24 protein-coding genes are annotated in these 25,646 nt (G+C 57.7%); 13 read left to right on the top strand and 11 right to left on the bottom strand.

Going from position 1 to position 25,646, the window contains the following annotated elements; translation table 11 throughout:
- The first annotated feature begins 173 nt into the window (after positions 1-173).
- The 3 genes from AC3Y64_RS15865 (at position 174) to AC3Y64_RS15875 (ending at position 2,124) form a co-directional block, all read left to right on the top strand.
- Positions 174-1,229, top strand: a complete 1,056-nt coding sequence (locus tag AC3Y64_RS15865; protein ID WP_489984399.1) for an alpha/beta hydrolase family protein — start codon at positions 174-176, stop codon at positions 1,227-1,229.
- Between the two features lie 161 nt (positions 1,230-1,390).
- Positions 1,391-1,612, top strand: coding sequence for a hypothetical protein (locus AC3Y64_RS15870; protein WP_158956542.1), 222 nt, complete (start codon positions 1,391-1,393; stop codon positions 1,610-1,612).
- Positions 1,613-1,650: 38 nt separating this feature from the next.
- Positions 1,651-2,124, top strand: coding sequence for a DUF2059 domain-containing protein (locus AC3Y64_RS15875; protein WP_489984400.1), 474 nt, complete (start codon positions 1,651-1,653; stop codon positions 2,122-2,124).
- 1,011 nt (positions 2,125-3,135) lie between these two features.
- On the opposite strand, the gene AC3Y64_RS15880 is transcribed toward AC3Y64_RS15875, so the two are convergent.
- Positions 3,136-4,353 (bottom strand): MFS transporter, encoded by a 1,218-nt coding sequence (locus AC3Y64_RS15880; protein ID WP_489984401.1) that lies wholly within the window; start codon positions 4,351-4,353, stop codon positions 3,136-3,138.
- 131 nt (positions 4,354-4,484) lie between these two features.
- Between AC3Y64_RS15880 and AC3Y64_RS15885 the strand changes: the two genes are divergently transcribed.
- A complete protein-coding gene (locus AC3Y64_RS15885; RefSeq protein WP_489984402.1) occupies positions 4,485-5,120 on the top strand; it encodes a TetR/AcrR family transcriptional regulator in 636 nt (211 codons plus the stop codon).
- A gap of 32 nt (positions 5,121-5,152) precedes the next feature.
- Here the strand turns inward: AC3Y64_RS15885 and AC3Y64_RS15890 are convergent, their stop codons facing one another.
- A complete protein-coding gene (locus AC3Y64_RS15890) occupies positions 5,153-5,518 on the bottom strand; it encodes an avidin-fold protein (RefSeq protein ID WP_489984403.1) in 366 nt (121 codons plus the stop codon).
- Between the two features lie 396 nt (positions 5,519-5,914).
- On the opposite strand from AC3Y64_RS15890, the gene AC3Y64_RS15895 reads away from it, so the two are divergent.
- From AC3Y64_RS15895 to AC3Y64_RS15915, 5 genes are all read left to right on the top strand, one after another.
- Positions 5,915-6,976, top strand: coding sequence for a fimbrial protein (locus AC3Y64_RS15895; RefSeq protein ID WP_489984404.1), 1,062 nt, complete (start codon positions 5,915-5,917; stop codon positions 6,974-6,976).
- Between the two features lie 281 nt (positions 6,977-7,257).
- Entirely contained in the window at positions 7,258-7,806 is a 549-nt protein-coding gene (locus AC3Y64_RS15900; RefSeq protein ID WP_093433268.1) for a fimbrial protein, read from the top strand.
- A gap of 92 nt (positions 7,807-7,898) precedes the next feature.
- The gene (locus AC3Y64_RS15905; RefSeq protein ID WP_489984405.1) at positions 7,899-8,639 is read left to right on the top strand and encodes a fimbrial biogenesis chaperone; all 741 of its coding nucleotides are present in this window, start codon (positions 7,899-7,901) and stop codon (positions 8,637-8,639) included.
- Positions 8,640-8,714: 75 nt separating this feature from the next.
- Positions 8,715-11,219 carry a fimbria/pilus outer membrane usher protein gene (locus tag AC3Y64_RS15910; protein ID WP_489984406.1) on the top strand — a complete coding sequence of 835 codons (2,505 nt, stop codon included), beginning with the start codon at positions 8,715-8,717 and terminating at the stop codon, positions 11,217-11,219.
- Positions 11,210-11,350 carry a hypothetical protein gene (locus AC3Y64_RS15915; RefSeq protein WP_489984407.1) on the top strand — a complete coding sequence of 47 codons (141 nt, stop codon included), beginning with the start codon at positions 11,210-11,212 and terminating at the stop codon, positions 11,348-11,350. Before AC3Y64_RS15910 ends, AC3Y64_RS15915 begins: the two co-directional genes overlap by 10 nt.
- 59 nt (positions 11,351-11,409) lie before the next feature.
- On the opposite strand, the gene AC3Y64_RS15920 is transcribed toward AC3Y64_RS15915, so the two are convergent.
- From AC3Y64_RS15920 to AC3Y64_RS15950, 7 genes are all read right to left on the bottom strand, one after another.
- The gene (locus tag AC3Y64_RS15920) at positions 11,410-11,775 is read right to left on the bottom strand and encodes a DUF6124 family protein (RefSeq protein WP_283436280.1); all 366 of its coding nucleotides are present in this window, start codon (positions 11,773-11,775) and stop codon (positions 11,410-11,412) included.
- A gap of 186 nt (positions 11,776-11,961) precedes the next feature.
- Entirely contained in the window at positions 11,962-12,327 is a 366-nt protein-coding gene (locus tag AC3Y64_RS15925) for a DUF6124 family protein (RefSeq protein WP_489984408.1), read from the bottom strand.
- Positions 12,328-12,838: 511 nt separating this feature from the next.
- Positions 12,839-13,690: a hypothetical protein gene (locus AC3Y64_RS15930; RefSeq protein ID WP_489984409.1), complete on the bottom strand. Its 852-nt coding sequence runs from the start codon at positions 13,688-13,690 to the stop codon at positions 12,839-12,841.
- A 128-nt stretch (positions 13,691-13,818) separates the two neighbouring features.
- Positions 13,819-14,682, bottom strand: coding sequence for a hypothetical protein (locus AC3Y64_RS15935; protein ID WP_489984410.1), 864 nt, complete (start codon positions 14,680-14,682; stop codon positions 13,819-13,821).
- Positions 14,683-14,757: 75 nt separating this feature from the next.
- On the bottom strand, positions 14,758-15,447 hold the full coding sequence (gene pycC / locus AC3Y64_RS15940) for a Pycsar phage resistance system uridylate cyclase PycC (RefSeq protein WP_489984411.1): 690 nt from the start codon (positions 15,445-15,447) through the stop codon (positions 14,758-14,760).
- A 9-nt stretch (positions 15,448-15,456) separates the two neighbouring features.
- On the bottom strand, positions 15,457-16,368 hold the full coding sequence (locus tag AC3Y64_RS15945) for a TIR domain-containing protein (protein WP_489984412.1): 912 nt from the start codon (positions 16,366-16,368) through the stop codon (positions 15,457-15,459).
- Between the two features lie 605 nt (positions 16,369-16,973).
- Entirely contained in the window at positions 16,974-18,062 is a 1,089-nt protein-coding gene (locus tag AC3Y64_RS15950) for an SDR family oxidoreductase (protein ID WP_489984413.1), read from the bottom strand.
- 105 nt (positions 18,063-18,167) lie between these two features.
- On the opposite strand from AC3Y64_RS15950, the gene AC3Y64_RS15955 reads away from it, so the two are divergent.
- Positions 18,168-19,091: a LysR family transcriptional regulator gene (locus AC3Y64_RS15955; RefSeq protein WP_141128574.1), complete on the top strand. Its 924-nt coding sequence runs from the start codon at positions 18,168-18,170 to the stop codon at positions 19,089-19,091.
- Positions 19,092-19,257: 166 nt separating this feature from the next.
- Here AC3Y64_RS15955 and AC3Y64_RS15960 read toward each other — a convergent pair whose 3' ends face one another.
- Positions 19,258-20,061, bottom strand: a complete 804-nt coding sequence (locus AC3Y64_RS15960; RefSeq protein WP_489984414.1) for a 2OG-Fe(II) oxygenase — start codon at positions 20,059-20,061, stop codon at positions 19,258-19,260.
- A 265-nt stretch (positions 20,062-20,326) separates the two neighbouring features.
- Here AC3Y64_RS15960 and AC3Y64_RS15965 point away from each other — a divergent pair, with 265 nt between their 5' ends.
- The 3 genes from AC3Y64_RS15965 (at position 20,327) to AC3Y64_RS15975 (ending at position 22,463) form a co-directional block, all read left to right on the top strand.
- The gene (locus AC3Y64_RS15965) at positions 20,327-21,298 is read left to right on the top strand and encodes an AraC family transcriptional regulator (protein WP_489984415.1); all 972 of its coding nucleotides are present in this window, start codon (positions 20,327-20,329) and stop codon (positions 21,296-21,298) included.
- A gap of 38 nt (positions 21,299-21,336) precedes the next feature.
- Positions 21,337-21,525: a hypothetical protein gene (locus tag AC3Y64_RS15970; RefSeq protein ID WP_489984416.1), complete on the top strand. Its 189-nt coding sequence runs from the start codon at positions 21,337-21,339 to the stop codon at positions 21,523-21,525.
- Positions 21,526-22,100: 575 nt separating this feature from the next.
- Positions 22,101-22,463, top strand: coding sequence for a hypothetical protein (locus AC3Y64_RS15975; protein WP_489984417.1), 363 nt, complete (start codon positions 22,101-22,103; stop codon positions 22,461-22,463).
- A gap of 305 nt (positions 22,464-22,768) precedes the next feature.
- On the opposite strand, the gene AC3Y64_RS15980 is transcribed toward AC3Y64_RS15975, so the two are convergent.
- Complete coding sequence (locus AC3Y64_RS15980) at positions 22,769-24,688, bottom strand: tyrosine-protein phosphatase (protein WP_489984418.1); 1,920 nt, start codon at positions 24,686-24,688, stop codon at positions 22,769-22,771.
- Positions 24,689-25,646 lie beyond the last annotated feature (958 nt).

A 25,646-nucleotide genomic window follows, 5' to 3' on the forward strand; every position in this document is an offset into this window, starting at 1 on the left:
CTTTTAAGGAGGGCACCCATCAAAAAAGATGGCGCCGTTTTTTTGTCGAAGTTGATTATCAAGTATGAAAAAAATCGACAAGCCCGCAAGTAAAAACGTGTATCGGCCGTAGGCTACTTTGCGTTATAAATCTGCTCCCCGTTTTCGCTACCAGATTCAAGGAAGATTGCCCGTTGAAAACAGCCCTCAGCGCCCTGCTTTTAATCTGCGTGACCACCAGCGCTCTCGCTGACACCCACGCCCTCGGCTTCCAATCCACCACCCTGCCCGACCCACACAACGAGCGTCCGCTGGAGATGGTCGTCTGGTACCCAAGCACCACCACCGCAGCGCCAGAATTGATCGCCGACGACGTGGTCTTCGTCGGCGCCTCCGCCGTGCGGAACGCACCGCCCACCGCAGGCGAGCACCCGTTGGTGGTGCTCTCCCACGGTTATCGCGGTAACTGGGGCAATCAGACCTGGCTGGCCAGTGCGTTGGCGCAGCAGGGGTACATCGTCGCGGCGGTCAACCATCCCGGCACCACCACCCATGACCGCAACCCGACGGCAGCGGCGCAGCTGTGGCAGCGGCCCATCGATTTGCACCGGGCGATTGAGGCGGTCGCGACGCAACCGGAAAAATTCGGCGTGGTATCAAAACGGCAAATCGCCGTGGTCGGTCACTCGCTCGGTGGCTGGACGGCGATGGAAATCGCTGGCGCCCGCTTCGACCCGGACCTGTTTGCCCGGGACTGCAAAGTCCATCCAGAGTTAGCCAGTTGCATCCATTACAAAACGATCAATCCGGCCAGCACACCTGAATTGAAAGAAGGCCTGGCGGGCGACTTGCGCGATATTCGCGTTACCGCTGTGGTGTCGTTGGACTTGGGTTTTTCGCGCGGTTTCTCGGATACAAGCCTCGCGAACCTGCAAGTGCCGACGCTGGTAATAGCGGCTGGCGTACCGTCGGTGGAACTGCCGGCTGAATTGGAATCGGCCGACCTCGCCAAACGCCTGCCCCAAGCTTCAAATCGCTACGTGAAGATCAGCGACGCCAGCCACTTCACCTTCCTGCAAATGTGCAAACCGGGGGCGGTGGCGTTGCTGGAAGAGGATGTGCCGGGCGACGGGATTATCTGTGGCGATGGTGAGAATGCGCGGCCACGGGAAGTGATTCAGCAGCAAGTAACGACGCAGATCAGCGAGTTTCTGCAGCAGTCGTGGCAACAGGAAAGTAAACTTTTGTAAGCCGCTGGCAACGTTCTGTACCTGCGGAAAAACCGGTTTATCAAGCACTTGTGCCAGCGAAACGAGGGGATGGAGGCAGAAATGCCATTGATGTGCCACTACTGAAATAGTATGTTACGCAAAATCCATCCCCTGTCTCACCGCCGCACAAGGAAGACTTCATGTCGCTCAAAGGGAAGATCATCTCCGGTTACCTCGTTATCGGTTTGATCTACGCGCTCTACTCCTGGATGTTCAGCACCTACTACTCCCACGCAAGCCTGGCCTACAACCTCGGTCGCGGCCTGATGTGGCCGGCGGCGATGTTCCCTGCGCTCGGCGCATTTATCGGCGGCGTCGTGCTGGTCATCATCGCCGGCGCCTACGCTCTTAGCCGCCGCTAAGCCTTCTGCACTTCCAGATCATTCAAGGACAAATGCTCATGAGCATGAAAAAAGTAACGCTGGCCGTAGTGATGGCTGTGGCGCTGGCGGGTTGCGGCGGTAGCAAGGACAAGGCCGAGAAACTGGTCGAGTCCAGTGGAATGACCAAGCAATACGGCACCATGATCGAGCTGGTGTCCACCGGTTACGCCTCGCGCTACCCGATGCTGGAACGCGAGCAGATCCGCAACGTCGTGCGCGAAAACATCGATCCCGATGACTTGAAAGACATGGTCGTGGAAATCTACGCCGACCACTTCGACAACGACGAACTCGACCTGATGATTAGCGCCAACCAGCATCCCGAGCAGGCGATGGCAATCATCCTCAACTCGAAACAGGGCCGCGATCTGGCGCAAAAAGTCATGACCATCCAGACCACCATCGCCAAAGACATGCAAGACGCGATGGCCGACCGCGATGAGGCGATCGTCGACACGCTGGATGATTTGAAGGATGAAGCGCGGGGCTAGACCACAATCCTTGTAGGAGTGAGCCTGCTCGCGATAGCGTCCGTCCAGCCGACATCAACGCTGACTGACCCGCCGCCATCGCCAGCAGGGCTAGCTCCCACACTTTTTGCGCAACCCCACAAATCCCAATCCCACCCAAATCCATGTGGGAGCTAGTCCTGCTAGCGATGAGGCCATCCAATCCAACACAATTGCCAACTGACCCGCCGCCATCGCCAGCAGGGCTAGCTCCCACACTTTTTGCGCAACCCCACAAATCCCAATCCAACCCACATCCCTGTGGGAGCTAGCCCTGCTAGCGATGAGGCCATCCAATCCAACACCAATGCCAACTGCCCCGCAGCCATCGCCAGCAGGGCTAGCTCCCACACTTTTTGCGCCACCCCACAAATCCCAATCCAACCCAAATCCCTGTGGGAGCTAGCCCTGCTAGCGATGAGGCCATCCAATCCAACACCAATGCCAACTGCCCACCGCCATCGCCGGCAGGGCTAGCTCCCACACTTTTTGCGCAACCCCACTAATCCCAAGCCAACCCAAATCCCTGTGGGAGCTAGCCCTGCTAGCGATGAGGCCATCCAATCCAACACCAATGCCAACTGCCCGCCGCCATCGCCAGCAATGCTAGCTCCCACACTTTTTGCGCAACCCCACAAATCCCAATCCAACCCACATCCCTGTGGGAGCTAGCCCTGCTAGCGATGAGGCCATCCAATCCAACACCATTGCCAACTGCCCCACCGCCATCGCCAGCAGGGCTAGCTCCCACACTTTTTTGCGCAAACCCGCAAATCCAATCCAACCCAAATCCCTGTGGGAGCTAGCCCTGCTAGCGATGAGGCCATCCAATCCAACACCAATGCCAACTGCCCGCCGCCATCGCGAGCAGGCTCACTCCTACATGGGTGTCACGTCAAACCACCAATCCCAATCCCACCCAAATCCCTGTGGGAGCTGGCTTGCCAGCGATGAGGCCAGCCCATCAAAAACACATCAACCTGACACCCAACCTCAGTGCCCGACCACAGCCCCCGCTCCCGCCCCACGCGGCCCTGCTTTAAACCCGTGCGCCCGAGCATTCCAGGCAATCACAAAACCAACCGCGACCAACACCACCATCGCCCACGGAAACGCGGCAACACCCCATCGATCCAGCAACACTCCGCCGACCACGCCGCTGCCGGCAATCGCGCTGTTCCACGCCACCACATTCAACGACAACGCCACATCCGCGCCATCGCCCGCCGCATCTGCCAGCGCCGTTTGCAACAGCGTCGCCGCGCCACCAAAACTCAATCCCCACACCAACACGCCCAGATAAACCACCTCCGGCACACGCCCCAAGAAGCCGAACACAACGCACACCAGGGCAAACATCACCAAGCTCACCAACACGGTCTTGCGCAACAGCGGTTCAACCAGTTTGGCCGTCAACCAAATCCCCGCCAGCGCCGCGAGACCAAACACCAGCAACACCAGATCCACGCGATCGGCCAACCCCGCCGGCGCCACAAACGGGGCGATGTAGGTGTAGAGAATGTTGTGCGCCAGCATCCAGCTGATCACCACCGCCAACACTGGCCGCACGCCCGGCGTGGTCAACACGCGGCGCAGCGACAGACGCTGATGCGCAGGCTGCGGCGGATAATCCGGCACCTTCACCAACACCCAAACGATCAGCATCAAGGTCAGCGCCGACATCAACCCGAACGTCGTACGCCACCCGACCAAACCGCCCAGCCAAGTGCCCAACGGCACGCCCAATGACAGGGCAATCGGCGTCCCCACCATCGCCAGTGCCAACGCCTTGCCCTGCTGATCCGGCTCGACCATTCGCCGCGCATAACCGGCTAACAAACTCCACGCTAACCCTGCGGCCACACCCGCGAAGAAGCGCGCCACCAGTGTCACGCCATAGTGCGACGACAGCGCAGTGATCGAGTTGAACAGCAGAAATCCAACGATGGTCAGCAGCAACACATTGCGCCGACGCCAGCCGCGTGTGGCGATGGTCATCGGGATCACCGCCAGCACCGAGCCCAGCGCATACGCGGTGACCATCTGCCCGGCCATCGAAGGCGAAATAGCCAAGCCTTCACTGATCAGCGGCAACAGCCCGGCGGGCAGGGTTTCGGTGACGATGCAGATAAAACCGGTCATGGCCAGCGCCAGCAGCGCGCCGATGGGCAGGCGTTTGGGCGCCGCTGAGAGAGTCAATGAAGGTGTCACGGGATACTCCTTGAGAGCAAAATTTCAGACTTAAATACCGATCGATATAAAATACTGGCGGCAGCCGAGGCCCGTTGTCAACGACTTATGTATCGACTAGTATCCAAATCACTTTCCGAGGAGTTTCAGAGATGGCGAGAACCGGTCGCCCCCGCGCCTTCGATCGCGACGATGCCGTCGATCAGGCCATGCAATTGTTCTGGCAGCACGGCTACGACGCGACGTCCCTCGCACAATTGAAGACAGAACTGGGCGGCGGCATTTCCGCGCCGAGCTTCTACGCCGCGTTCGGCTCAAAAGAAGCCCTGTTCGACGAGTGCGTGCAGCGTTACCTGGCGACCTACGCCCAAGTCACCGAATGCCTGTGGGACGAAACCCTGCCGCCGCGCCAAGCCATCGAAACCGCACTGCGCCAATCGGCACGCATGCAATGCGACGACGGCCACCCCAAAGGCTGCATGGTCACCCTCGGCGTCATGAGCGCCCCGAGCCCGGAAAACGCCCACGTCGCCCAAGCCCTCACCCACTCCCGCGCCCGAACCCGCGCCGGGATTGTTGCGTGTGTCGAGCGTGGTGTGAGTGAAGGACTGTTAGCCGACGACACCAACGCAGCCGCCATGGCGACCGTGTTCGACAGCTTCCTGCAGGGGATTTCCATCCTGGCTCGGGATGACACGCCGCTGCAGAGTATTGATGCGGCGATTACGCAGGTGATGCGGACGTGGGATATGGCGGCGGTGGGTGAGACATCGGTGGAATTGCAATGATTGCGGGGCTCGTGTAGCTAAAAAGCATTCGGCTACGCAAACACCTCAACATAACTCGACTCCCCGCCCCCCTCGGCCCCCGACAACCACCCCCACACAAACCGCAACGTCGGTCGCCCCGCCTCATCAACCCCCACCACGCCCCGAGACCAACCTGCGCGAATCTCGCCGTCCGTGGTGATGCACTGATAAAGCAGCTCGATAGTGTCCGGCCCGGTCACCCGCCCGACCTGGTTGCCCAGGCGAATATGCCCACCCGCGTAAGTCCCCCACACCGCCGCGCCTTCGACGAAGTAGTGAAACACTGTGCGCGCATCGGACAGCCCCTGAGCGTTGTTCGCCACGCAGAAGCGGCGGTTGTTCAAACGCTCGGTGACTTGCGAAAAAGCAGATTCCATAAATAACGCATCCTGAGTCGAGACGATCAATTCCAGCCTTCGCGCATCCTAATCCGTTAAGCCTGCACAACAAGGCCCTGCGTACGAACTCCGCCAAGCCAATCGCAACGCCACCCCCAGCCGCCAATCCACGGGGAGGCCCAATAAGCAACCTCCCAATCGTCGCTACCGTGCTGTCGATGATCCTCGGGCTCTCCGTCACTCGCCTGCTGCTCGGCGTTTTGGGTCTGGCCGGGAAATTCTCTGGGAAATTTCCTACAAGTCAGCGGGAAGCCGACTATTCGATGCGCATCCCGCATTCCTGATAATTCAGCCCTTCGTTGGCCGACGCCAACAACGTCCAGATGCAGTCAGCCTGCATTGAATGGCCGTTTTCTTCTCAGGAGGGCACACACCATGAAGATCGGGTTACGAATGCTGGGCGGACTTGGCGCAACGGCGTTGATGCTGATGGCGGCGCCGGCGATGGCGGCTTGCACCTGGGCGACGGGCAACAATACGGTCAAGCAGTTGACGCTCACCGGTGGTGCAGTATTCGCGCCGCGAGACGTACCGATCGGCACCACGCTGAACACCAATGGCACCATGCGACAGCTGAATTTCGGTGACACCTTGCTGTGTTATGGCACGGCCACCTACAACACGACACTGATCGGTCCGGTGGCGGTAAACATTCCGGTGGACGTGCTGGATGTGCCGGCCAATGCCTTGCTGCAGACCAATGTGCCCGGCATTGGCTTGGCCATTTACATGACCGGTTTTGCCGCCGCGTGGGTTGCGCCACCGGGTAATCCCAACCGCTTCATTCCCTTCAACATGAATCGCACCGCCGCCAGCCAGGCAAACATGAACCAGGCGATGATGCGTTACGCGCTGATCAAGACCGGTGACATCGCGCCCGGCACCCATACCATCAATCAACTGGTCGCCACTGGCACTTCGGACATGGGTCCAATGTTCGACCTGACCTTCACAGCGACCGTAACCCTGGCCGGTTGCTCTTTGCCGGCCGCACCGGGCAACCAGATCAACGTACCCATGGGCACTTGGGAAAAACGCGTGTTCAACGGCAAGAACTCCACCACCCAGGCCCAGCCGTTCGCCATTACCCTCAACGCCTGCATCGCCGGCAACAACTACCCGTCGAACACCAACGGCTACTTCAACGGCAACTTCGCCAATATTCAGATCGATGCCGACAAGACCTCAACCATCCTCGACGCGGCCAACGGTGTCTTGAGCCTGTCGAGCGATTCGACCGCTCAAGGCGTGGCGATCCAGGTGTTGCAGGACAACGGCACGCCGATGAATCTGGGTCAGCCCGTGCGCCTGAATCGCATCGTCAACGGCGTGACTTCAGTGCCGCTAAAGGCCCGTTATATCCAGACCGGCGATGGCCCGACGCCGCAACCCGGCACCGCCAATGGCCACGCGAGTTTCACCGTGACTTATCGCTGAACCCCGCTGCAAAAAAACCGTTTCAGTTACCCACGCTCCCCTTTGCCATCGCCGATTTCGCGCGGTGCCAAAGGGGAGCGTTTTTTATGGCGGTGCTGATTTAGTGGAAGCAAGCGCTGGGAATTTTCCTACAAGCAAAGGGATTTTCCCTACATAGCGCCCTGATCCTCATCCCGATAATGAGCCTCAGACGCCACGCTCTGTCCCCGACGGGATGGCGACGTCGATCCGTCTCCGGGCCTTCGGGCTCAAGGACATTTACTCAATATCTGGAAGTGATCATGAAAAATTTTGCGCTCAAAGGTTTGTCCCTGGCCCTGGTTCTGGCAGCTGCTTCGCAAGCCGCAATGGCCGCCGACGGTGAAATCAACTTTGTCGGCAGCGTGACCGACAACACCTGCCCGGTCGTGGTGTCCGACCTCAACGGTTCGGCCGGTGCCGGCGACGTTGGCCTCGGCAGTGTGCCGGCCACCTCCCTGGCCACGGCCGGCGCCGTGGCGGGTGGCGGCGCGTTCACCCTGACCATCGACACCACCGCACCGGGCTGCAACGTCACCGGCAAGAAAGCCGTGGTCAAGTTCCTTTCGCTGAGCGGCAACGCCGGTTCCAGCGGCCAGTGGATCGGCCTGCTGCCGGAAGCCGGCGTGGCCACCAACGTCGCCGTGCAGATCAAGGATGCGTCCGGCAAAGACGTGCAACTGGGCCTGGAATCCTCGCCTTATCTGGACCTGACCCAGCCGCTGCGCTTCACCGCCAACTACGTCGCCACCGGCGCCGCCACTTCCGGTCCGGCCAACGCCAAAGCCGCGTTTACCGTCGACTACCAGTAAGTCCGGTCTGCAGCCGGCGGCGATTGGCGCCGCCGGATGCCCTTCCCTTTGCCACGGTTTTTTGTGGCCGTGCCGACAAGAGGATGAACGCAATGAACCCAGCAATTTCCCCCTTCAAAACTGCATCGGTATTGGCCGTATTGTTGAGCGCGACGCTGCTCAGCAGTTTCAGCCAGGCCGGTGTGATGCTCGGCGGCACGCGTATCGTGTACGACGGCAATAAACGCGATGCCTCGATCACGGTCAGCAACACCACGGCCGAGCCTTACGCGGTGCAAGCCTGGATCAACACCGAGGCCGACGACAACACCACTGCCACCCCATTCGTGGCCACCCCGCCGCTGTTTCGCCTCGATCCGCGCAAAGAGCAAATGGTGCGCATCCAGAAAGTCCCCGGCGATCTGCCGCAGGACCGCGAATCGGTTTTCTACTTCAACGCTCAGGAAATTCCGCTGGCCGGCAAGGCCGACGCCAACACCCTGAAAATCGCCATGCGCACGCGGATCAAAGTCTTCTATCGCCCGCCCGCCCTCAAGGGCAGCGCGATCGAGGCACCGCCGCAACTGCGCTGGAGCCTGCAACAGGAACAAGGCAAACCGGTGCTGGTGGTCAACAACCCGACAGCGTTTCACGTGTCCTTTATCGGCGTAAAAGTCGAGGGCGGTGCGCAAGTCGTTGAAGTCAATGAACCGAAAATGGTCGCGCCGATGAGCAGCCAGCGTTACGCACTGCCGGGTTTCAGCGGCCGCAGCGGCGCGGTGGTGTTCTCCGCGATCAACGACTACGGCGGTTACAGCGAGCCGAAAAAAGTCGAGCTGAGCAGCGCCCCGTAACACCGCCACCCCTTTCCTTGCGAACCCGCCTGCACGCTGCCGACGCCGCGTGGCGGCCGAGTGTTGAGTATTGTCATGCGAATCGAAGCCCTGAACCGTCATCGTCAGTCCGCGCCTTTTGTTCCATTGCATCTGTCGGTCGCCATCCTCACGGCGCTGATGGGCAGCTCGGCGAGCGCGGACGAGCCGGCGAAGTTTGATGCCAGCTTCATGCAGCCGTTCGGCGGCGCCAGCGCCGGGCCCAACCTCGATCTGGACGCCATCGCCAACAGCGGCAGCATCGGCCCCGGCACGTATCCGGTGGTGATCCGGCTGAACCAGAGCTTTTTCGACCGTCGCGACATGACCTTCGCCAAGGACGCAAAAAGCGCTGAAGTGCGCGCTTGTCTGTCCGAAGCGTTTCTCAAGGAGCTGGGGGTCAAGGTCGATGCGTTCCTGACACCGGGCGAAACATTCCCCGCGTGCATCGACCTTGCCGAGCTGATCGAAGGCGCTTCGGTGAGCTTCGACGCCGGGCGTCTGGCCCTCGACATCAGCGTGCCGCAGATCGCCCTGCGCCGCGACGCCGCCGGTTATGTCGCCCCCGAAGAATGGGATCGCGGGATCAACGCGGCAATGCTCAACTATCAGTTTTCGGCGGCCAATACGCAGTCCGACGCCCGTGGCAGCGGCACGCAATACAACCTCTACGCCAACGGCGGGTTCAACCTCGGCGACTGGCGTTTTCGCTCCAGCTCCTCGTTCCGTCAGGACGAAGACGGCCAGCAGGACTGGCAGCGCAGCAACACCTACGCGCAGCGCGACCTGACCGCGATCAAGGGCACCCTGACCCTCGGCGAAAGCTTCACCCCGGGCGACGTGTTCGACAGCATTCCGTTTCGCGGCGCCCAGGTGGCGTCCGACATGGGCATGCTGCCGGACTCGATGCAGGGTTATGCGCCGATCATTCGTGGCATCGCCGAAACCCAGGCCAAGGTCGAAGTGCGGCAGAACGGCTACTCGCTGTACACCACGTACGTCGCGCCCGGTGCGTTCGAAATCGACGACCTCAACGCGGCGTCGGGCAGTGGCGACCTCGAAGTGATCATCACCGAAGCCGACGGCCGCGAACGGCGCTTCACCCAGCCGTACGCCACGCTGGCCAACATGCTGCGGGAAAAAACCTGGCGTTACAGCGCCACCGCCGGTGAGTACAACGCCGTCGACGGCGGCCAGCGTCCGGTCTTCGCCCAGGCGTCGCTGGCGTACGGTTTGCCGTTCGACTTAACGCTGTATGGCGGCCTGTTGGGCGCCGACTTCTATCGCGCCGGCGTCGTCGGCGTGGGCAAAAGCCTCGGCAGTCTCGGCGCCGTGTCGCTGGACGTGACCCAAGCGCAAACCGACGTGCCGAGCGGCTCCGGGGTCGCGGCTGGCAAAGAAAAAGGCCAGAGTTTTGGCGTGCGTTACGGCAAGGCCTTCGAAACCGGCACCTCGGTGCGCTTCGCCGGCTATCGCTATTCCACCGAAGGCTATCGTGACTTTGATGAAGCGGTGAGCCTGCAGGAACCGAACGAATTCAACACGTTCTCCAAGCGCAGCAAAGTCGAAGCCAGCATCAACCAGGCGCTCGACAGCTACGGCTCGTTCTACCTGAACATGAGCAAACAGAACTACTGGGGCAGCTCGCGCGAAGACAAACAGATGCAACTGGGTTTCAACACCCAACACAAGGGCGTGACCTACGGCATCTACGCGAGCAAAACCCTGACCGACAACTTCGGCCAGAACAACCAAGTGGTGTTCACCGTGTCGATGCCCATCGGCCAGACGCGCAGCACCGGCACCTACACCGTCACCCGCAACAACGACGGTAGCCTCGACCAGCGCGCCGGCCTGAGCGGGCGCGACGGCAACCTCAACTACAACGTCAACGCCAACCGCTCCGACAACGGCGGCAACAACGGCTCGGCCCTGATCGGCTACCGCGCACCGTTTGCCCAACTCGGCGCGGGCGTCAGCGTCGGCAGCGGCTACCGCCAAACCTCAGTAAGCGCCGCCGGCTCCGTGCTCGGCCACAGCGACGGCCTCGAATTCGGCCAGACCCTCGGCGAAACCGTGGCCCTGGTCGAAGTCAAAGACACCCCGGACGTCGGCGTCCTCAACGCCCCCGGCACCCTGACCAACGCCAAAGGCTACGCCCTCGTGCCATACGTGACGCCGTACCGCAAAAACCGCGTGGCCCTCGACACCGGCGAACTGGACAACAACATCGACATCGAAGAAGGCGTGACCAACGTCGTGCCCCGTCGCGGCGCCGTCGTCAAAGCCAGCTTCGCCGCCAGCCGCTCGGAAAAAGCCCTGCTCAACGTGCGCCTCAAGGACGGCAAACAACCGCCGTTCGGCACCCCCATCACCAACGAAAAAGGCGCCAGCGCCGGCGTCGTCGGCCAGGCCGGTCAAGTGTTGCTGTCCGTGGGTGAAGGCAAGGTCTACCAAATGAAATGGGGCGAAAAAGCCGATCAAAGCTGCCGCATCGAACTGGACGTGAGCAAAGCACCGCTGGTGGATGGTTATCGCGTGGCGGATGCGGTGTGTCAGTAAGACCGGGGCTTAAGCGCCGCGAACACGAGCGGGCGCTAGAGAGGAAAATGATGAAAGATGAATACGTGCCGGTGTTTCAGAGCACGCTGGATGCGCCGAAGCCGTTGGTGACGTTGGTAGCGGCGCAGTGATTGTGCGGCCAGGGAGCTTGCACCCTGGCCGTTTATTCCGAATCAGCCAGGCACAAACGCTAGACCGGCGCCTTCAACTCGACGTTATCCAACGCCTTGTTCACCGCCAACTCCCCCAACATCACCACCTGCGCAATCCCCAACAGCGTATTGCGATTCGGCCCTTCCAGCATCCCGGCAAAATCACCGAGCATCACCGTCGCCGAGGCCAACGACTCACAGGCATTGACCAGCAAGGTTTCAGTGTCGGATTGCGGGTTGACCATGAACAAAGTGCTGGGGCTATACGGCGTCGCCATGATCTTCTCAGGCGCAAGATAATGATCGAGCGCCCGCTCTGCCGCCGCGTGAAGCTTCTTCGAATCGAATGATTCATACGGCGACGCCGGATCTGTCCCCGGCGGACTATTAGTGGTTTCAAACATCAACTGAAACTCCAGCAAGCACCCATTAAGGCACTTTAAAAGAAATAACCACCGCAAAATGCCCCCTGTAGGAGCTGCCGCAGGCTGCGATCTTTTGATCTGCTCTTCAACAATCAAAATCAAAAGATCGCAGCCTACGGCAGCTCCTACACGGCGTTCGCGGTGCAACCGTGCATCAAGCCGCAACTAGTGCGGCAAGCGGCGTCCATCCAGGACTCGATTCACCATCAGCTCACTCAGCATGATCACCTGATGCAGCATCAGCATGGTTCGGCGTTGTGAGTTGTCGACGACATCGCTCATGTCACGTGCCATGTCACTGGCGGCGGCCAACGACTCGCAGGCTTCGAGGAGTAGAGTTTCTTCGTCCACGGCGGGATCGATGAGGAAGATCTTGCTGGTTTTGCGGGAAGGGATTGAGAGTTTCAGTGAGCCGGGGTTGAGATAGAAGTTGATGGCGCGGTCGGTCGCCTCTTTTATCTTTTGAGGTTCGAGGGTTGGGTCGTACGGGATCGGATCGGTGTCCGGTGGGTTTGGCGTTGGTTTGAACATAGAGGACTCGCTACCTTATAAGAAATAAAGAGCCGTCACTCTCGCTACCAAACGATGGGTGGCGGCCATGCGTGGGTTGGTAGACCGGTCAAGATAGCAAACCCCGGCGCTCACGAATGAGCCCCACGCATGGCCACCATAAAAGCTGAGCCTCAAAATCGAGACTGCATAAGGTGTCGTCATACGGCTATCAAGAAGCGGGCTACCAAACCCGATCACTGTTTTGCAGTGACCGGGCAACGATATAGCCCGCCCCTATAGCGCGTATGCCGGGGGATTCTGTAGTAGGCGTAGGCAACGGCGCAAGGCGTTGTAGCCTTTGTGGCGTAACGGGTTGTGTAATTTAAACGCGCTTGCCGAGTTATGTTTATTCGAGGGAAATGCCTGGTTCCTTCATGGTTTTCTCATGCAAAACACTGCTTGTTCAGTCCAAAGCCGCCATTCTTGAAGGGCGGCTTCCGGCCAGAAGCGGACGGTAAGCATTACGAAATTTGTCTCCCTTTTTGCCTAGCTAATCTAAGAAGGTCCGTGCCCATGATTTTCTACGCAGAGCAGATGGCTTGGTCGCAAGCGCGAAAACAAAAAATTCGTACAGGTGTGGAATCACTGGCAGTTTGAGTTGATGATTATTTTCGTAGTCCATTGCCTCGAAAGAAATGTATCTGAGGGCGTCATACAGCGGAGTGATAAATTGCACAACTTTAAAAACCATATGTGGCGCAATTTTCTCAATTAGATGCATTCTCCAGTATTCGTCGAACAGCGTCATCGGATGTCCGTCGAAATCAAAAGTGGCAGAGTAGCCAACAATCCCCGCTTCATCCATTTGATGCATAATGCGCTCGGAATCTTTACTGATTTTTCCGAAACCAATTTCAACATTCGCAATTTTTTTGCAAATTGAGTACCAGTCTCCCAGCGGCCCTCGATCAGCTGTAGTGTTGTTGAGTTCGCGTAGATTATAATAGCGAGCTTTATTAGCGAATTTTTCTAGAAAGTCGAGAATTTTATCTTCTATGCTGCCAGAAATCGGAGGTGCGACTTTCTTGCGCTCCCATTTATTTCGTACGGAAAGCGCATATAGATAAGTAGCCTTAATATTGTGTCCGTATTTGCTTTTTAGCTCAGCATCAGTTGGAGGTTTGTAGTTATTTTCGAGCATGTGATTGACAATGACCACAAGCTTCAAAATACGTTCGATTCCAATTGTGAGCTGAAAGAACGATGAATAGAAATTACCTATTTTCCTTTCATCAAGATTCGCTTTTAAAAGTAAGTCAATCCCCGTCAACAAAGATGCTCTGGCTAGGTGCCCCTCTTGCTGTAGCAGCGTAAAGGTACGGCTGAATCGAAGGTCGCGCATGGTGTCTATCCTGGGCGGGTGTCGTTCGCTGCTTTAGAATAGCTAGAAGGGAGATGATGACGAGACTTTGCCTATCACCGACGACCGTTGTCGACCATAGCGATGGAATCCCATCAAATGAATCCATACTAGTCTAGGGAAGGTATTCTCACTTGCATCCCGAGGATTGAATTTATCTCCGCCTTGAAGTCGAACCCAAGCCAGTTCTGAACTGGCTCACCATATTGGTCGTGCATCGCTCCATACAAGTGCATTCGCCCATTCTCCAGTATTCCAAACTGCAAGGTGCCACCTACAGTGTCATGCATTCTAGCTCGCATTCTTTCTTCCAGCGCCACTCGTGGCTCCCTACCTTTATAGGTGCCATCTGGACAAGCCAACAACCGATCAATGTCTGCGCGAAGACTATCCGTATCGTCACCAATAACGGCCACTTCTCCGCCAAGTAGGTCGACCTTCTCAGCAATTTGAGAAAATTCCCCACTAGAACTGAATTTCGGATGAATCCAATAGCAATCCAGAGGAAGATCATTAAGCTTATCGTCTGGCGGGATGGCGAATATTACAAACTCACAAAACGGCGCTCTATTATTGCTATAGCCAACACTGGCGTCGCGCGTATAACGTTCGGATAAGTGTCGGATCAAGTCAGCAACAGCGGTGAGGTCTGGAGTAAAGATCCTCCTGTCTTCTACGGTTTGGGGATGTAGATTTGGCAGCATCATCGCCGCTGCTGAATAAGTCATAAGCGCAGGGGTCACCGCGCCTGCATATACAAGGCCTACGTCGTAGCAGATCACCGGACCGCCTACAATAGAGCGTGAAAGAGTTCCCCAAGCACCAACTCGTAATCGCAGGATTTTCATCGCTTGATCCGTGACTCTGCTTGTGGATGTCTGCCCAGCAGAAGTAGTTTGCGCCGTAAGTAAGGAATCCGCTACTGCCCATACTTTCGAGGAGGTATGATCAAACCATACCACTGCATTTGTCATCTGAGATTCTCCTTGGTTATGTTTCTACAGGCTTTATCTTCGAGGGATAACGACCTTATACGGATCAACGATAGTTTACAGCGCCCATTTCCATGTTGAGGTGTACATCCAAATTTTCATATCTTCCCAGTATTCCCGAGCCCACATGCTCTGGCCGTTGCTATACTTCAATTCGTCTGCCAACATTTCATAGACGCTTTCTGTAATGCGGGTTGGTTTGTCTGCAAGGCTTGTGAGTTTTGCTGCATAGTTTGCAGCTCGACCTACCCATACCAAATCGTTGTCACCACGCACTCCAATCCGAGCTGTTCTAAGTTGACTGGTGTCGATACCAACAACGTGCCTCAAAACAAAACTTGTATTGTAAGTTTTATTTAAAGCAGGCCTGATGATATCTATTACTGCACCGTGAATTTTCAAAGCGCATCGGGCAGCAGATGTATTTTTTGAGTTCCCAGTAAAGACCGCCATGACGCGATCTCCGTCATACGCTGTGATTACACCCCCTTCACTTTTTATGATGTCGGATGCGCATTTAAGGAATGCCTTGTAAATTTCCGCGCTGAACTGCCACTTGTATCTGTTCACCATATCGGTGGACCCATCCAAGTCTGCGTAAAGAACAGTCGCTGAACTAAGATCTTTCGCATGATTCGAATTCAAACGTAAATCTTCGGGGTTTGGCACCCCGGTGGTTTCTTGGGCATCCCATGCACTCGTGAACGTTTCCCCGACCCACTTTTTTAGATCATCCGCCAATGCCATTAATTATTCCTAATTGTTTGGTCCAAGCCGAAGAATGTGATCTCGGAGCTGATTACAGGCAGGTCCCATCAGCGCCGCAGTGTCACCACCAGGCGCATACCGATAAATAATCGTCATAATGCCGGAGAGATCACTAGGCAATTTGACATCGAGATCGCGCGGCTCCATCAGAATCGCACGCTCTTTGCCGAGTCGTCCCATGAACAGGCCAAGCTCAAACACAACATTATCCCGGGGGACGGGCCATTGTTGGCCCCGGCATGCGGCGATGTCATCAGCATGCGCTATAGCTACCGCGAAATCGGAATCATCAACGGCATCCAATAGGCTTTGCAACGGATAGTTCGTGGCCCGGAAAACCCCATCCGTCCAGATGGTAGTAATAAAGTCGTCGTGACCGAAAGCGGTCTGAATCGCTCTCGCGACGCCAAGTGATTCAGCAGAGGAGATAATGAAGATCTTGATTCGCTCACGCACTGCGCCGACATGCGCGTTACGTTGATAAAGTCGCTTTGAGAGCTCCCGAGCGATGCAACGATAGACTTCGGGATAACGCTGACCTGCTTCAGAAAAATGCATTTCCGCGACACGAGCGACGACACTCGTTTCCGTGGCGACGACTGTCGCTGATCTGGGTTGAGACGGCTCTATAGCAGCCATCTCGCCCACATGATCACTAGAAAACCGGCGACCAACACGACGCTTATTAACGACAACGTCAAAAGCTCCGGTCAGAATCAGATACAAGTCGTTATCTGAGCCACCTTGCTCAATCAAAACATCACCGACAGCTACTTCAAGAAGCTCCACGTTGTCGGCGAAATACTCCGCAAGCTCACGGTTTCCTGAAACCAGTCGTTGGGAAAGAAGGGCATCAACCGTAAGCCTCCGGCCAGATTCGCCTTGAAATCGCTCTAACATCCTGTCTCCTGTTTCGGGCTGTAGCTTGTGCTACGGACCTTACGTTGTGTTTGCCGTCGGGTAAATTTTTTCGATATGTCGATTAAAAATTTTTCGTTTAGCACAAACGGCGCTCTCAGTGAGTGCGCCTGATTCATCGTAACGCTCAGATATCTTAAATAAGCCGCATCATAATATGACCGGTCATAACTACCAGCCTAAAAGCTATTTTTGCTGTTTATAGCTGATCTTCGGCATTGAAGGCATCAGTTATGGCATCTATTTCATTAGCATAAAGTGAGGTATACCAGAGAATAGTCGAAAGCTACCGATAATGAACGTCAGCTTTTGGCCGATTGCTGTCTGTCATGAGAGGCAGAAAACGATCCATTGCAGGCGTTCGCGGCAGGCAGCTATGACCGTTTACTGCCTATGCGACGGGCATCTTTGGTGCGTTTTCAGCCGGTCGCGAAAGCCAGAAGCCGGTCATAAGCTACCCCTGAATTGATTTGGCACTGTCAGGGGCTTTGCTCATTGTGAGCCTGGGTGGAATCTGGCAAGTGTAACTGAGTGCCAAATCCCAATGGAGGTGTTTGCTTCAGTGGCAACTTACCGAATCAGGTTTCTTAGGGAAGCACTCGCTGTTTCCTCAGACTGTCCAGCGCGTCCAACAGTGATGCTGTTGAGTCAACTCTTTCAGTAAATCCGTAACGGTAGATTTTGTTGGTGTCTGAAATGATGTCTGTCTCAGTGTGGAAGATGAAATCGCCGAAACCCCATCCCACCAGTTTTCCCAAGTCCGGCTGGATCAAGCCGTGACGCTTGGAGATCTTGCTCCACAGTTCGGCCTTGTCCGGCATATGACGCGCCAGCGTCAGGGGCACCACAGATGCCGTTTCCATCCCCAGATGCGTGGCCGCGTCTTGCCACATGCGTTCCCAACGGAAAATGTCACCGTTGGTAATATTGAACGCCTCTCCACCCGCCGACTCGCTGAGTGCAGCCCAGACACTGGCCCGGGCCAGCAAGCCGGCATCGGTGAATTGCTGCAACTGGCCGTAGGCTTTATCGGTGCCGGGGAAACGCAGCGGGATACCCAGCTCCCGAGACAGTTCCGCGAAGACGCCAATGACCAATGCAATGTTCATCGGGTTGCCAAAGATATCCCCGATCACCAAGTCAGGGCGCAAAGCTACATAGTCCCAGCGAGCCTTATCCGAGCGCTGTTTGAGTTGCGCTTCCTGAGCGAGATACAGGTTCGGCGGCATATGCCCAGCGTCACTTTCCCGCGCAGGCGTGCGCACGTTCGCGCCGAGGTGAGAGCCGTAGATTTTGAAACCCTGATAGATGACCACCCGCTCAAGAGCCGAGTCTGCTCGTTCCAGTCCGTCGAGGACGTTGGCCAACATATCGGCATTGCGATTGGCTTCTACCGCCAGGTCCGGATCGGGACTATAGGCCGCGTAAAAAACATGCGTGGTATCCCGGGCAGCCTTCACCGCGATGGCAACGGCATCGGCGTCCGTCAGGTCGGCGATGACCGTCTCGGTGCCGGTGACCGTTCGACGATCAAGCGCTCTGACACGCCAGCCTTCACGCTTGAGTTCCTGCGCGACGGCGTTGCCGATGATGCCGTTTGCGCCGACGACCAGCGCGACCTTTGAATGGGGCCGTGCTGGGATCATGCGGTCTTCCCCGTTTTGAATATCACTCATCAGTTCTCTCCTTGTGCACGTTGTGTGCGGTAGAGAGAGAATGCCTTCGCCAGCATCTGTGATATAGACTGCAATCACGACTGGCTTCTATGACATACATTCACAATGGCACGTTGGGATATCAATCGTCTGGCAGAGATGGAAGTGTTTGCCCGGGTCATGGAGCTCGGCAATTTTTCAGCGACTGCACGGGAATTTCGCATGACGCCTTCGGCTGTCAGCAAGCTGCTATCGCGCCTTGAAGCGCGGCTTCAGGCACGCTTGCTCAATCGAACGACGCGTCGGCTGATGCCGACACTTGAAGGCCATGCGTTCTATGAACAATGCGTCAGAATACTTGCAGATGTCGAAGACGCTGAACGTGGCACCTCAGGACAGGGCGATCCGCGGGGGCGTTTGCGGGTCAGTGCCAGTCTGCCTTTTGCAAAGGACGTCTTATTACCCTTGGTCGACGATTTCCTCGCGCGGTTCACGGGTGTAGCACTCGATATCGTACTGACGGATCAAGTTGTCAATCTGGTCGAGGAGCGCACCGACGTGGCGATTCGTCACGGCCCGCTGGAAAGTTCACGCCTGGTGGCGAGAAAACTGGGTGAGACGCGTATGGTCGTCGTCGCGTCGCCCCACTATCTCGAGCGCCATGGCCTGCCGATCGTGCCAGACGATCTGGCCGGGCATAATCTCCTGGACTTCGGTTACACACGCACACTCAAGGGCTGGCCTTTCATCGTCAAAGGTTCATCACATCTAGTCACGCCGCAAGGCAATCTGACGGCCAGTGATGGAGAGGCCTTGCGCCAGTTGGCGGTGGCAGGAACAGGCTTGGCGCGTCTTGATGAATTCCAGGTGGTTGACGACATTGCCTCAGGAAGACTCCTGCCCGTGCTGCAACCTTTCAATCCGGGAGATATTGACCCCGTACATGCAGTCTTTCTCGGCCAAGGTACTCAGATGCCAGTACGGGTTCGCGTTTTTCTCGATTACCTTGTTGCGAATGTACGACTCAAAGGATTGGAAACGTTGATTTAGGTAGAGGGCTTTTCTCAGAAAATTAGCCATCCGCATGCACATCGAATGACCGCTCTTGGCCGACAGCAGCCTTTTTTGAGTGGCAACGATTGGCCGAAAGCTGAACAACCACCAGCTCCTGACCACCCAGTCCAAAAACGGCTGCTTCCCTGAATAAGCGGCGGCCTCACCCCTTCTTCTTAATCAATTTATTCAAGTAATACCCCAAACTCCACCGATCCTTCGGCCGCGGCTTATAGTGCGTTTTATTCCTCTGCCCCGGCTCCCCGCCCACCCCACTCGCCGTGTAGTAATAAAGCGCAATCGACCGCCGAGTGATGCCGTCAGGCGTAGTCAACGGCTCCGGATGCCCATGGTTACTGTCCTTGTCCGTATTAAAAATCACACACCGGTTATAAACCGGCAGCACCTTCTTCAGGCACTTTTTCATCCCCACATCCCAAAGCTCCAGGTTGCCGCCGTACGCTTCCTGCCAGTCCTCGGTCAGGTAAATAATCACGTTCAACCGTCGCTCTACGTTGAGCTTCTTGTTCAGCCGAAAATCCGAGTGCACGCCGAGGAAGCCGCCGGTTTTGGTTTCGTGTAATCCACCGCCAGCAAAATAAGGGTCAGGAATCAGCCCTTGAATGCCGGTGAGTTTTTCGAGGAATTCGAGCATGGGTGCGGAGTTGAAAGTGTTGAATACGTTCTTCAGGTAGGGGCTGCAGGCGTTGGGGCTGATCTGGCGTTTGAGTTGGCCTTTGTAGCCGCGCTCGTAGATTTGTTCGTTGTTGGTCGGTTCGACCGGGAAGTGTTCGCGGATGCTGGCGATGACGTCGGCTTGCAGGAAGTTGTCGATGACGATGTGCGGGAATGGCGTGGCTTGGGTGTATGCGTGGGTCAGCGATTCGCCGAAAGCGCTGGCGGCGTTTTGGTCGAAGTCGAGTTCCGGGGTCAGGGTGATGGGGAGTGTTTGTGTGTTGGCTTGCATTGCCGCTCCGATGACTTTGGGCTTTCAGGGCTGGGCAAACAGGGGCTGGGGCTTGGCGCGGTGCCTGTGTTTGCTCGCTGAGTACAGTGGCGAGCAGGTTGCCATGTCGGCGATTGGCTGCCGAGTGTCCTTTGCTTAAACGTGGCGCGGCGGTGTTACGGCATGTTTCCGGCTGTCACAAACTCGTCATATTTCCTCTGCTAACCTCGTCGGCGCCCTACCCCTCACCCCTGTCCTAGAGCCCCCAACCGAAGGTGCCGCCAAGGTGTTTCCGTCTCCTGTTCGCCAGCAAATCATTCTGCGCTCCGACAATCTTCGTTCGGACGACTTCGGTGCGCTGTTTTCGAAGTTGTTTGGTAATCGCTATGCCGATAATCCGCCGCTGCCGTCGAACATCATGATTGGTGGGGTTTATGGGCGGCATGAGGGGGTGAGTTTTCGGCGGATGCATTATCGCGGGGATTTCACGGTTGCCTTTCCCGATCCGCAGGATGAGATCACGTTTGTTATTCCTACTGCGGGGAAGATTGTTTTTAACCACGCTACCGAGTCTATCGGTGAATCCCATGTTGGCCTGGCGATTGATAAGGCTGACATTCGTTCGATGCGGTTCTTTGATGATCATGCGCATCACGGGATGTCGATCAGTCGGCATCAGTTGACTGAGCGGTTGGCTGCGCTGTTGGGTAAACCGATTCTGGAGCGGATTGTGTTTGCGCCGAGTGTGAATCTGGATTCGGCGGCGTTTCAGGGGATCAAGGCGTTGATTGATCTGGCTACCGGCACCGAGTTTGATTTGTTGATCAATAGCGGGACGCTGATGCCGTCGCGGTTGCGCGAGATGTTGATTGATGCGGTGTTGGAGGCTTGGCCGCATAACTTTTCCGAGGTGTTGCGCCGGCCGGCGGCGATGGTTGCGCCGCGGCATGTGAAGTTGGCGGTGGAGTTTATTCAGGCGCATCCGGAGCAGTTGGTGAGCGGTGTGGATCTGGCGCGGTTGAGCAATGTGAGTCAGCGGGCGTTGCAGGAAGGGTTTCGGCGGTTTGTCGGGACGTCGATTGTGGCGTATCAGCGGCAGGTGCGGCTGGAGCGGGCTTATGAGGTTTTGGCGCGGCGGAATTCGGGGTCGGTGACGGAGGTGGCGTTAAGGTTTGGGTTTAGTAATGTGGGGCGGTTTTGTCAGTATTTTCAGGGGGCTTTTGGGGTGAGTCCGGCGGAGTTTCGGGCCCGGGGTTGATCGGTTCTTAAGCTGGAATGCTGATTGTGGGAGCGAGCTTGCTCGCGATGGCGGTGGGTCAGTCGACTTTGGTGTTGGCTGACCTGGCGCTTTCGCGAGCAAGCTCGCTCCCACATTTGTTTTGGGGTGTGATTGGGATTGATGGCAGTCCACAAAAACTGTGGGAGCCAGACCTGCTGGCGATGGCGGTGGGTCAGGTGATGATGATGTTGGCTGGGCTGGCCTAATCGCTGGCAAGCCAGCTCCCACAGGGATTTTTGGTGTGGCTGGGATGGTAGGCATTTCGCAAAAACTGTGGGAGCCAGCCCTGCTGGCGATGGCGGTGGGTCAGGTGATGATGTTGGCTGGGCTGGCCTAATCGCTGGCAAGCCAGCTCCCACAGAGATTTTTGGTGTGGCTGGGATGGTAGGCATTTCGCAGAAACTGTGGGAGCCAGCCCTGCTGGCGATGGCGGTGGGTCAGGTGATGAAGATGTTGGCTGGCTGGCTTAATCGCTAGCAGGGCTAGCTCCCACAGGGGTTTGGGGGGTGGTTGGGATTGTTGGTATTTCACAAAAACTGTGGGAGCCAGATCTGCTGGCGATGGCGGTGGGTCAGGTGATGATGATGTTGGCTGGGCTGGGCTGGCCTAATCGCTAGCAGGGCTAGCTCCCACAGGGGTTTGGGGTGTGGTTGGGATTGTTGGTATTTCGCAAAAATGTGGGAGCCAGCCCTGCTGGCGATGGCGGTGGGTCAGGTGATGATGATGTTGGATGGGCTGGCCTTATCGCTAGCAGGGCTAGCTTCCACAGGGGGTTTGGGGTGTGTTTGGGATTGTTGGTATTTCACAAAATGTGGGAGCCAGATCTGCTGGCGATGGCGGTGGGTCAGGTGATGATGATGTTGGCTGGGCTGGCCTTATCGCTGGCAAGCCAGCTCCCACAGGGATTTTTGGTGTGGCTGGGATGGGTGGCATTTCGCAGAAACTGAGGGTGCCAGCCCTGCTGGCGATGGCGGTGGGTCAGGTGATGATGTTGGCTGGGCTGGCCTTATCGCTAGCAGGGCTAGCTCCCACAGGGGTTTGGGGTGTGGTTGGGATTGTTGGTATTTCACAAAAATTGTGGGAGCCAGCCCTGCTGGCGATGGCGGTGGGTCAGGTGATGATGATGTTGGATGGGCTGGCCTAATCGCTAGCAGGGCTAGCTCCCACAGGGGTTTGGGGGGTGGTTGGGATTGATGGCAGTCCGCAAAATTGTGGGAGCCAGCCCTGCTGGCGATGGCGGTGGGTCAGGTAATGAAGATGTTGGATGGGCTGGCCTAATCGCTAGCAGGGCTAGCTCCCACAGGGGTTTGGGGTGTGGTTGGGATTGTTGGTATTTCACAAAAACTGTGGGAGCTGGCTTGCCAGCGATGGCGGTGGGTCAGTCGACTTTGATGTTGGCTGATCTGGCGCTTTCGCGAGCAGGCTCGCTCCTACAGTTTTTTGTGTCTTTTAGAACGCGTAGCTGGCCTTTAGGCCGCCGTTGAAGCCGTGGCTGTCGCCGCCGCCATTCGCGCCGACTTCTGCGCCCAGGCTGAGGGCGCCGAGGTTGGCCATGAGGTTGACGCCGCCGCTGAATTGGTCGCGGTTGTCGAAGGCGGCGCGTTGTTCGATGTCGAGGCCGAGCAGGTGGCTTTGGCTGTCGACCTGGTTGTCGCCGAGTGTGCGTTCGTATCCCACTTGTACGCCGGGCACCAGTTGCCATGCGCCCATCGCCATCGGCGCGAAGGCGACGTTGAGGTTGGCGACGGCGCTGCGGCGGGTGGCGGTGTTGTCGTCGACGTCGAGTGACAGTTCGCTGCCCTTTTCTTTGAAGCCGTTGAGGTCGAGGTGGCTGATGCGCAAACCGAGGCTTGGTTCGAAGGTCATGCCGTTGGCCGGGGCGCGGTAGCCGAGGGCGATGGTGGCGCCGGTGAGGTTGCCGTGGGTGTCGCCCTTGGCGGTGCCGAGGCCGCCGCCGAGGTCGCGTTTGCTGTCGTAGTCGACGTAGCCGGCGCTGGCGTTGGCGTCGAGGAACAGGCCTTGTTCGAGGCTGGTGAAGCCGTAGCGGGCGCCGACGTTGAGGAAGGTGAAGTCGGTGTCGGCTTCGCCCCCCGCGCCGCCGGCGCTGCCTTTGCTGTAGCCGAAACCGCCGCGTGCGCTGAGTTGTTCGCTGAAGCGTTGGGTGATGCCGACCATCAGGCCTTGGCTGTGTTCGTTGCTGCTCTCGGCGTGGGCCGAGCCGTCGGTGCCGAGATAGCCGGCGAGCGCGGTGGTCCAGAGGCGGTATTGGCCGACCTTGAGGTCGCTGCCGCTGGCGAACGGTGCGGCGGCTTGTTCGATCATCGCGTTTTGCCGCAGCAGGTAGCTGGCGGTGTCGGCGTGTACTTGGCCGCCGACTTGTGATTCGACACCGCCGAGGGTGCCGGCGTCGATGGCCGATTGCAGGTAATAGTTGTAGGCACTGTAGGTGCCGGACAGGTTGCTGTTCTGCAATTGGCGGAGCAGTTCGGCACCGGTGGCGGCGTTGCCGATCAGCCCGGCCTGACCCGGCAGGCTGTTGTATTCGACCAGTTTGCCGCGCAGGACGTAGATGGTTTCCTGCGACAGGCCGAGGCCTTGTTTGAGGTAGTTGTCCATGCTGCCGTATTCGGCGGTGACTTCGTCGAGGCCGGCCTGAAGGTAGCTGGCCTGAACGCCGAGCAGTGGCTCATACACGGCGGCCATACTGGCGGGCATCGCTTTCAACGTGGCGGCGACGCGGGCGGCGGTGTAGTCGTTGGTCGCCAGGTAGTTGGCCATGATGGTCGCGTTGTCGACACCGGCGATGCTCTGCAACACCGCGGCGGTCCAGCCGGTGCGGTCCTTGCCGGCAGTGCAGTGGAACAGTTGTGCGCCGTCGGTTGTCGCCAGTTCGTTAAAGAGTTTGTTGAACTGGCCGCGCATGCCGGCGTCGCTGACGAAGGCGCGGTTGGTCTGCTCCATCATGGCGATGGCGTCGGCAGCGCTTTTGAAGGAGACCGAGGTGATGTTCGCGCCGGAGGTGGTGCTGCCGATGATGTCGATGTTCTGGTAGGTCGCGCCGCTGATCAGGGTGTCCGGGGTGGCGGCGATTTCGCTGGGGGTGCGCAGGTCGTAGACGGCTTTGATGCCGAGGCCGTTGAGGATCGCCAGGTCTGACGCGGTCGGGGTCACGGCGTTGGCGCGGTAGAACACCCCGGCACGCATGGTGCCATCGTGGGCGGTGGAATACGCGGTGGTGGTGCCGGCGACATCACGGAAATTGTCCATGCCTTTGAGGCGCGGCGTGTCGAGCAAAACCGGCTCGGCAGCGTTGGCAGCGGCAATGGACAGGCTCAGTACGGACAGCGAACACAGCAGACGTTGGAACACGGTGCAGCCTCATTTCGGTTAGCGTTGGGCTGCCTACTATCTGCACCGAATTTAGACCGAATATGACAAATTCGCGCCGCACGAAAATGCCTGCGCGAATGGGCCGTGCCGTGCGTGAATTGTCCATCGGGCGATGGCGGTGGGTCAGGTAATGGAGATGTTGGCTGGGCTGGCCAAATCGCTAGCAGGGCTAGCTCCCACAGGGGTTTTTGGTGTGTTTGAGATGGGTGGTATTCCACAAAAACTGTGGGAGCCAGCCCTGCTGGCAATGGGGGTGTGTCAGGTAATGGAGATGTTGGCTGGGCTGGCCTTATCGCTAGCAGGGCTAGCTCCCACAGGGATTTTTGGTGTGTTTGAGATGGGTGGTATTCCACAAAACTGTGGGAGCCAGCCCTGCTGGCGATGGCGGTGGGTCAGATAATGGAGATGTTGGCTGGGCTGGCCAAATCGCTGGCAAGCCAGCTCCCACAGGGATTTTTGGTGTGGCTGAGATGGTAGGCATTTCGCAGAAACTGTGGGAGCCAGCCCTGCTGGCGATGGCGGTGGCGGTGGCGGTGGGTCAGGTAATGGAGATGTTGGCTGGGCTGGCCTAATCGCTAGCAGGGCTAGCTCCCACAGGGGTTTTTGGTGTGTTTGGGATGGGTGGTATTCCACAAAAACTGTGGGAGCCAGCCCTGCTGGCGATGGCGGTGGGTCAGGTAATGAAGATGTTGGCTGGGCTGGCCTAATCGCTGGCAAGCCAGCTCCCACAGGGATTTTTGGTGTGGCTGGGATGGTAGGCATTTCGCAGAACCTGTGGGAGCCAGCCCTGCTGGCGATGGCGGTGGGTCAGGCAAATGATCAGCTATCTGACCCGCCGCTATCGCTGGCAAGCCAGCTCCCACAAGGAGCTCGGGATTGCTGGAGATATTGGGTTTTGCCACAAAACCTGTAGGAGTGAGCCTGCTCGCGATGGCGG

It is taken from the genome of Pseudomonas sp. 4CAES_32.4 (genome assembly GCF_058136335.1).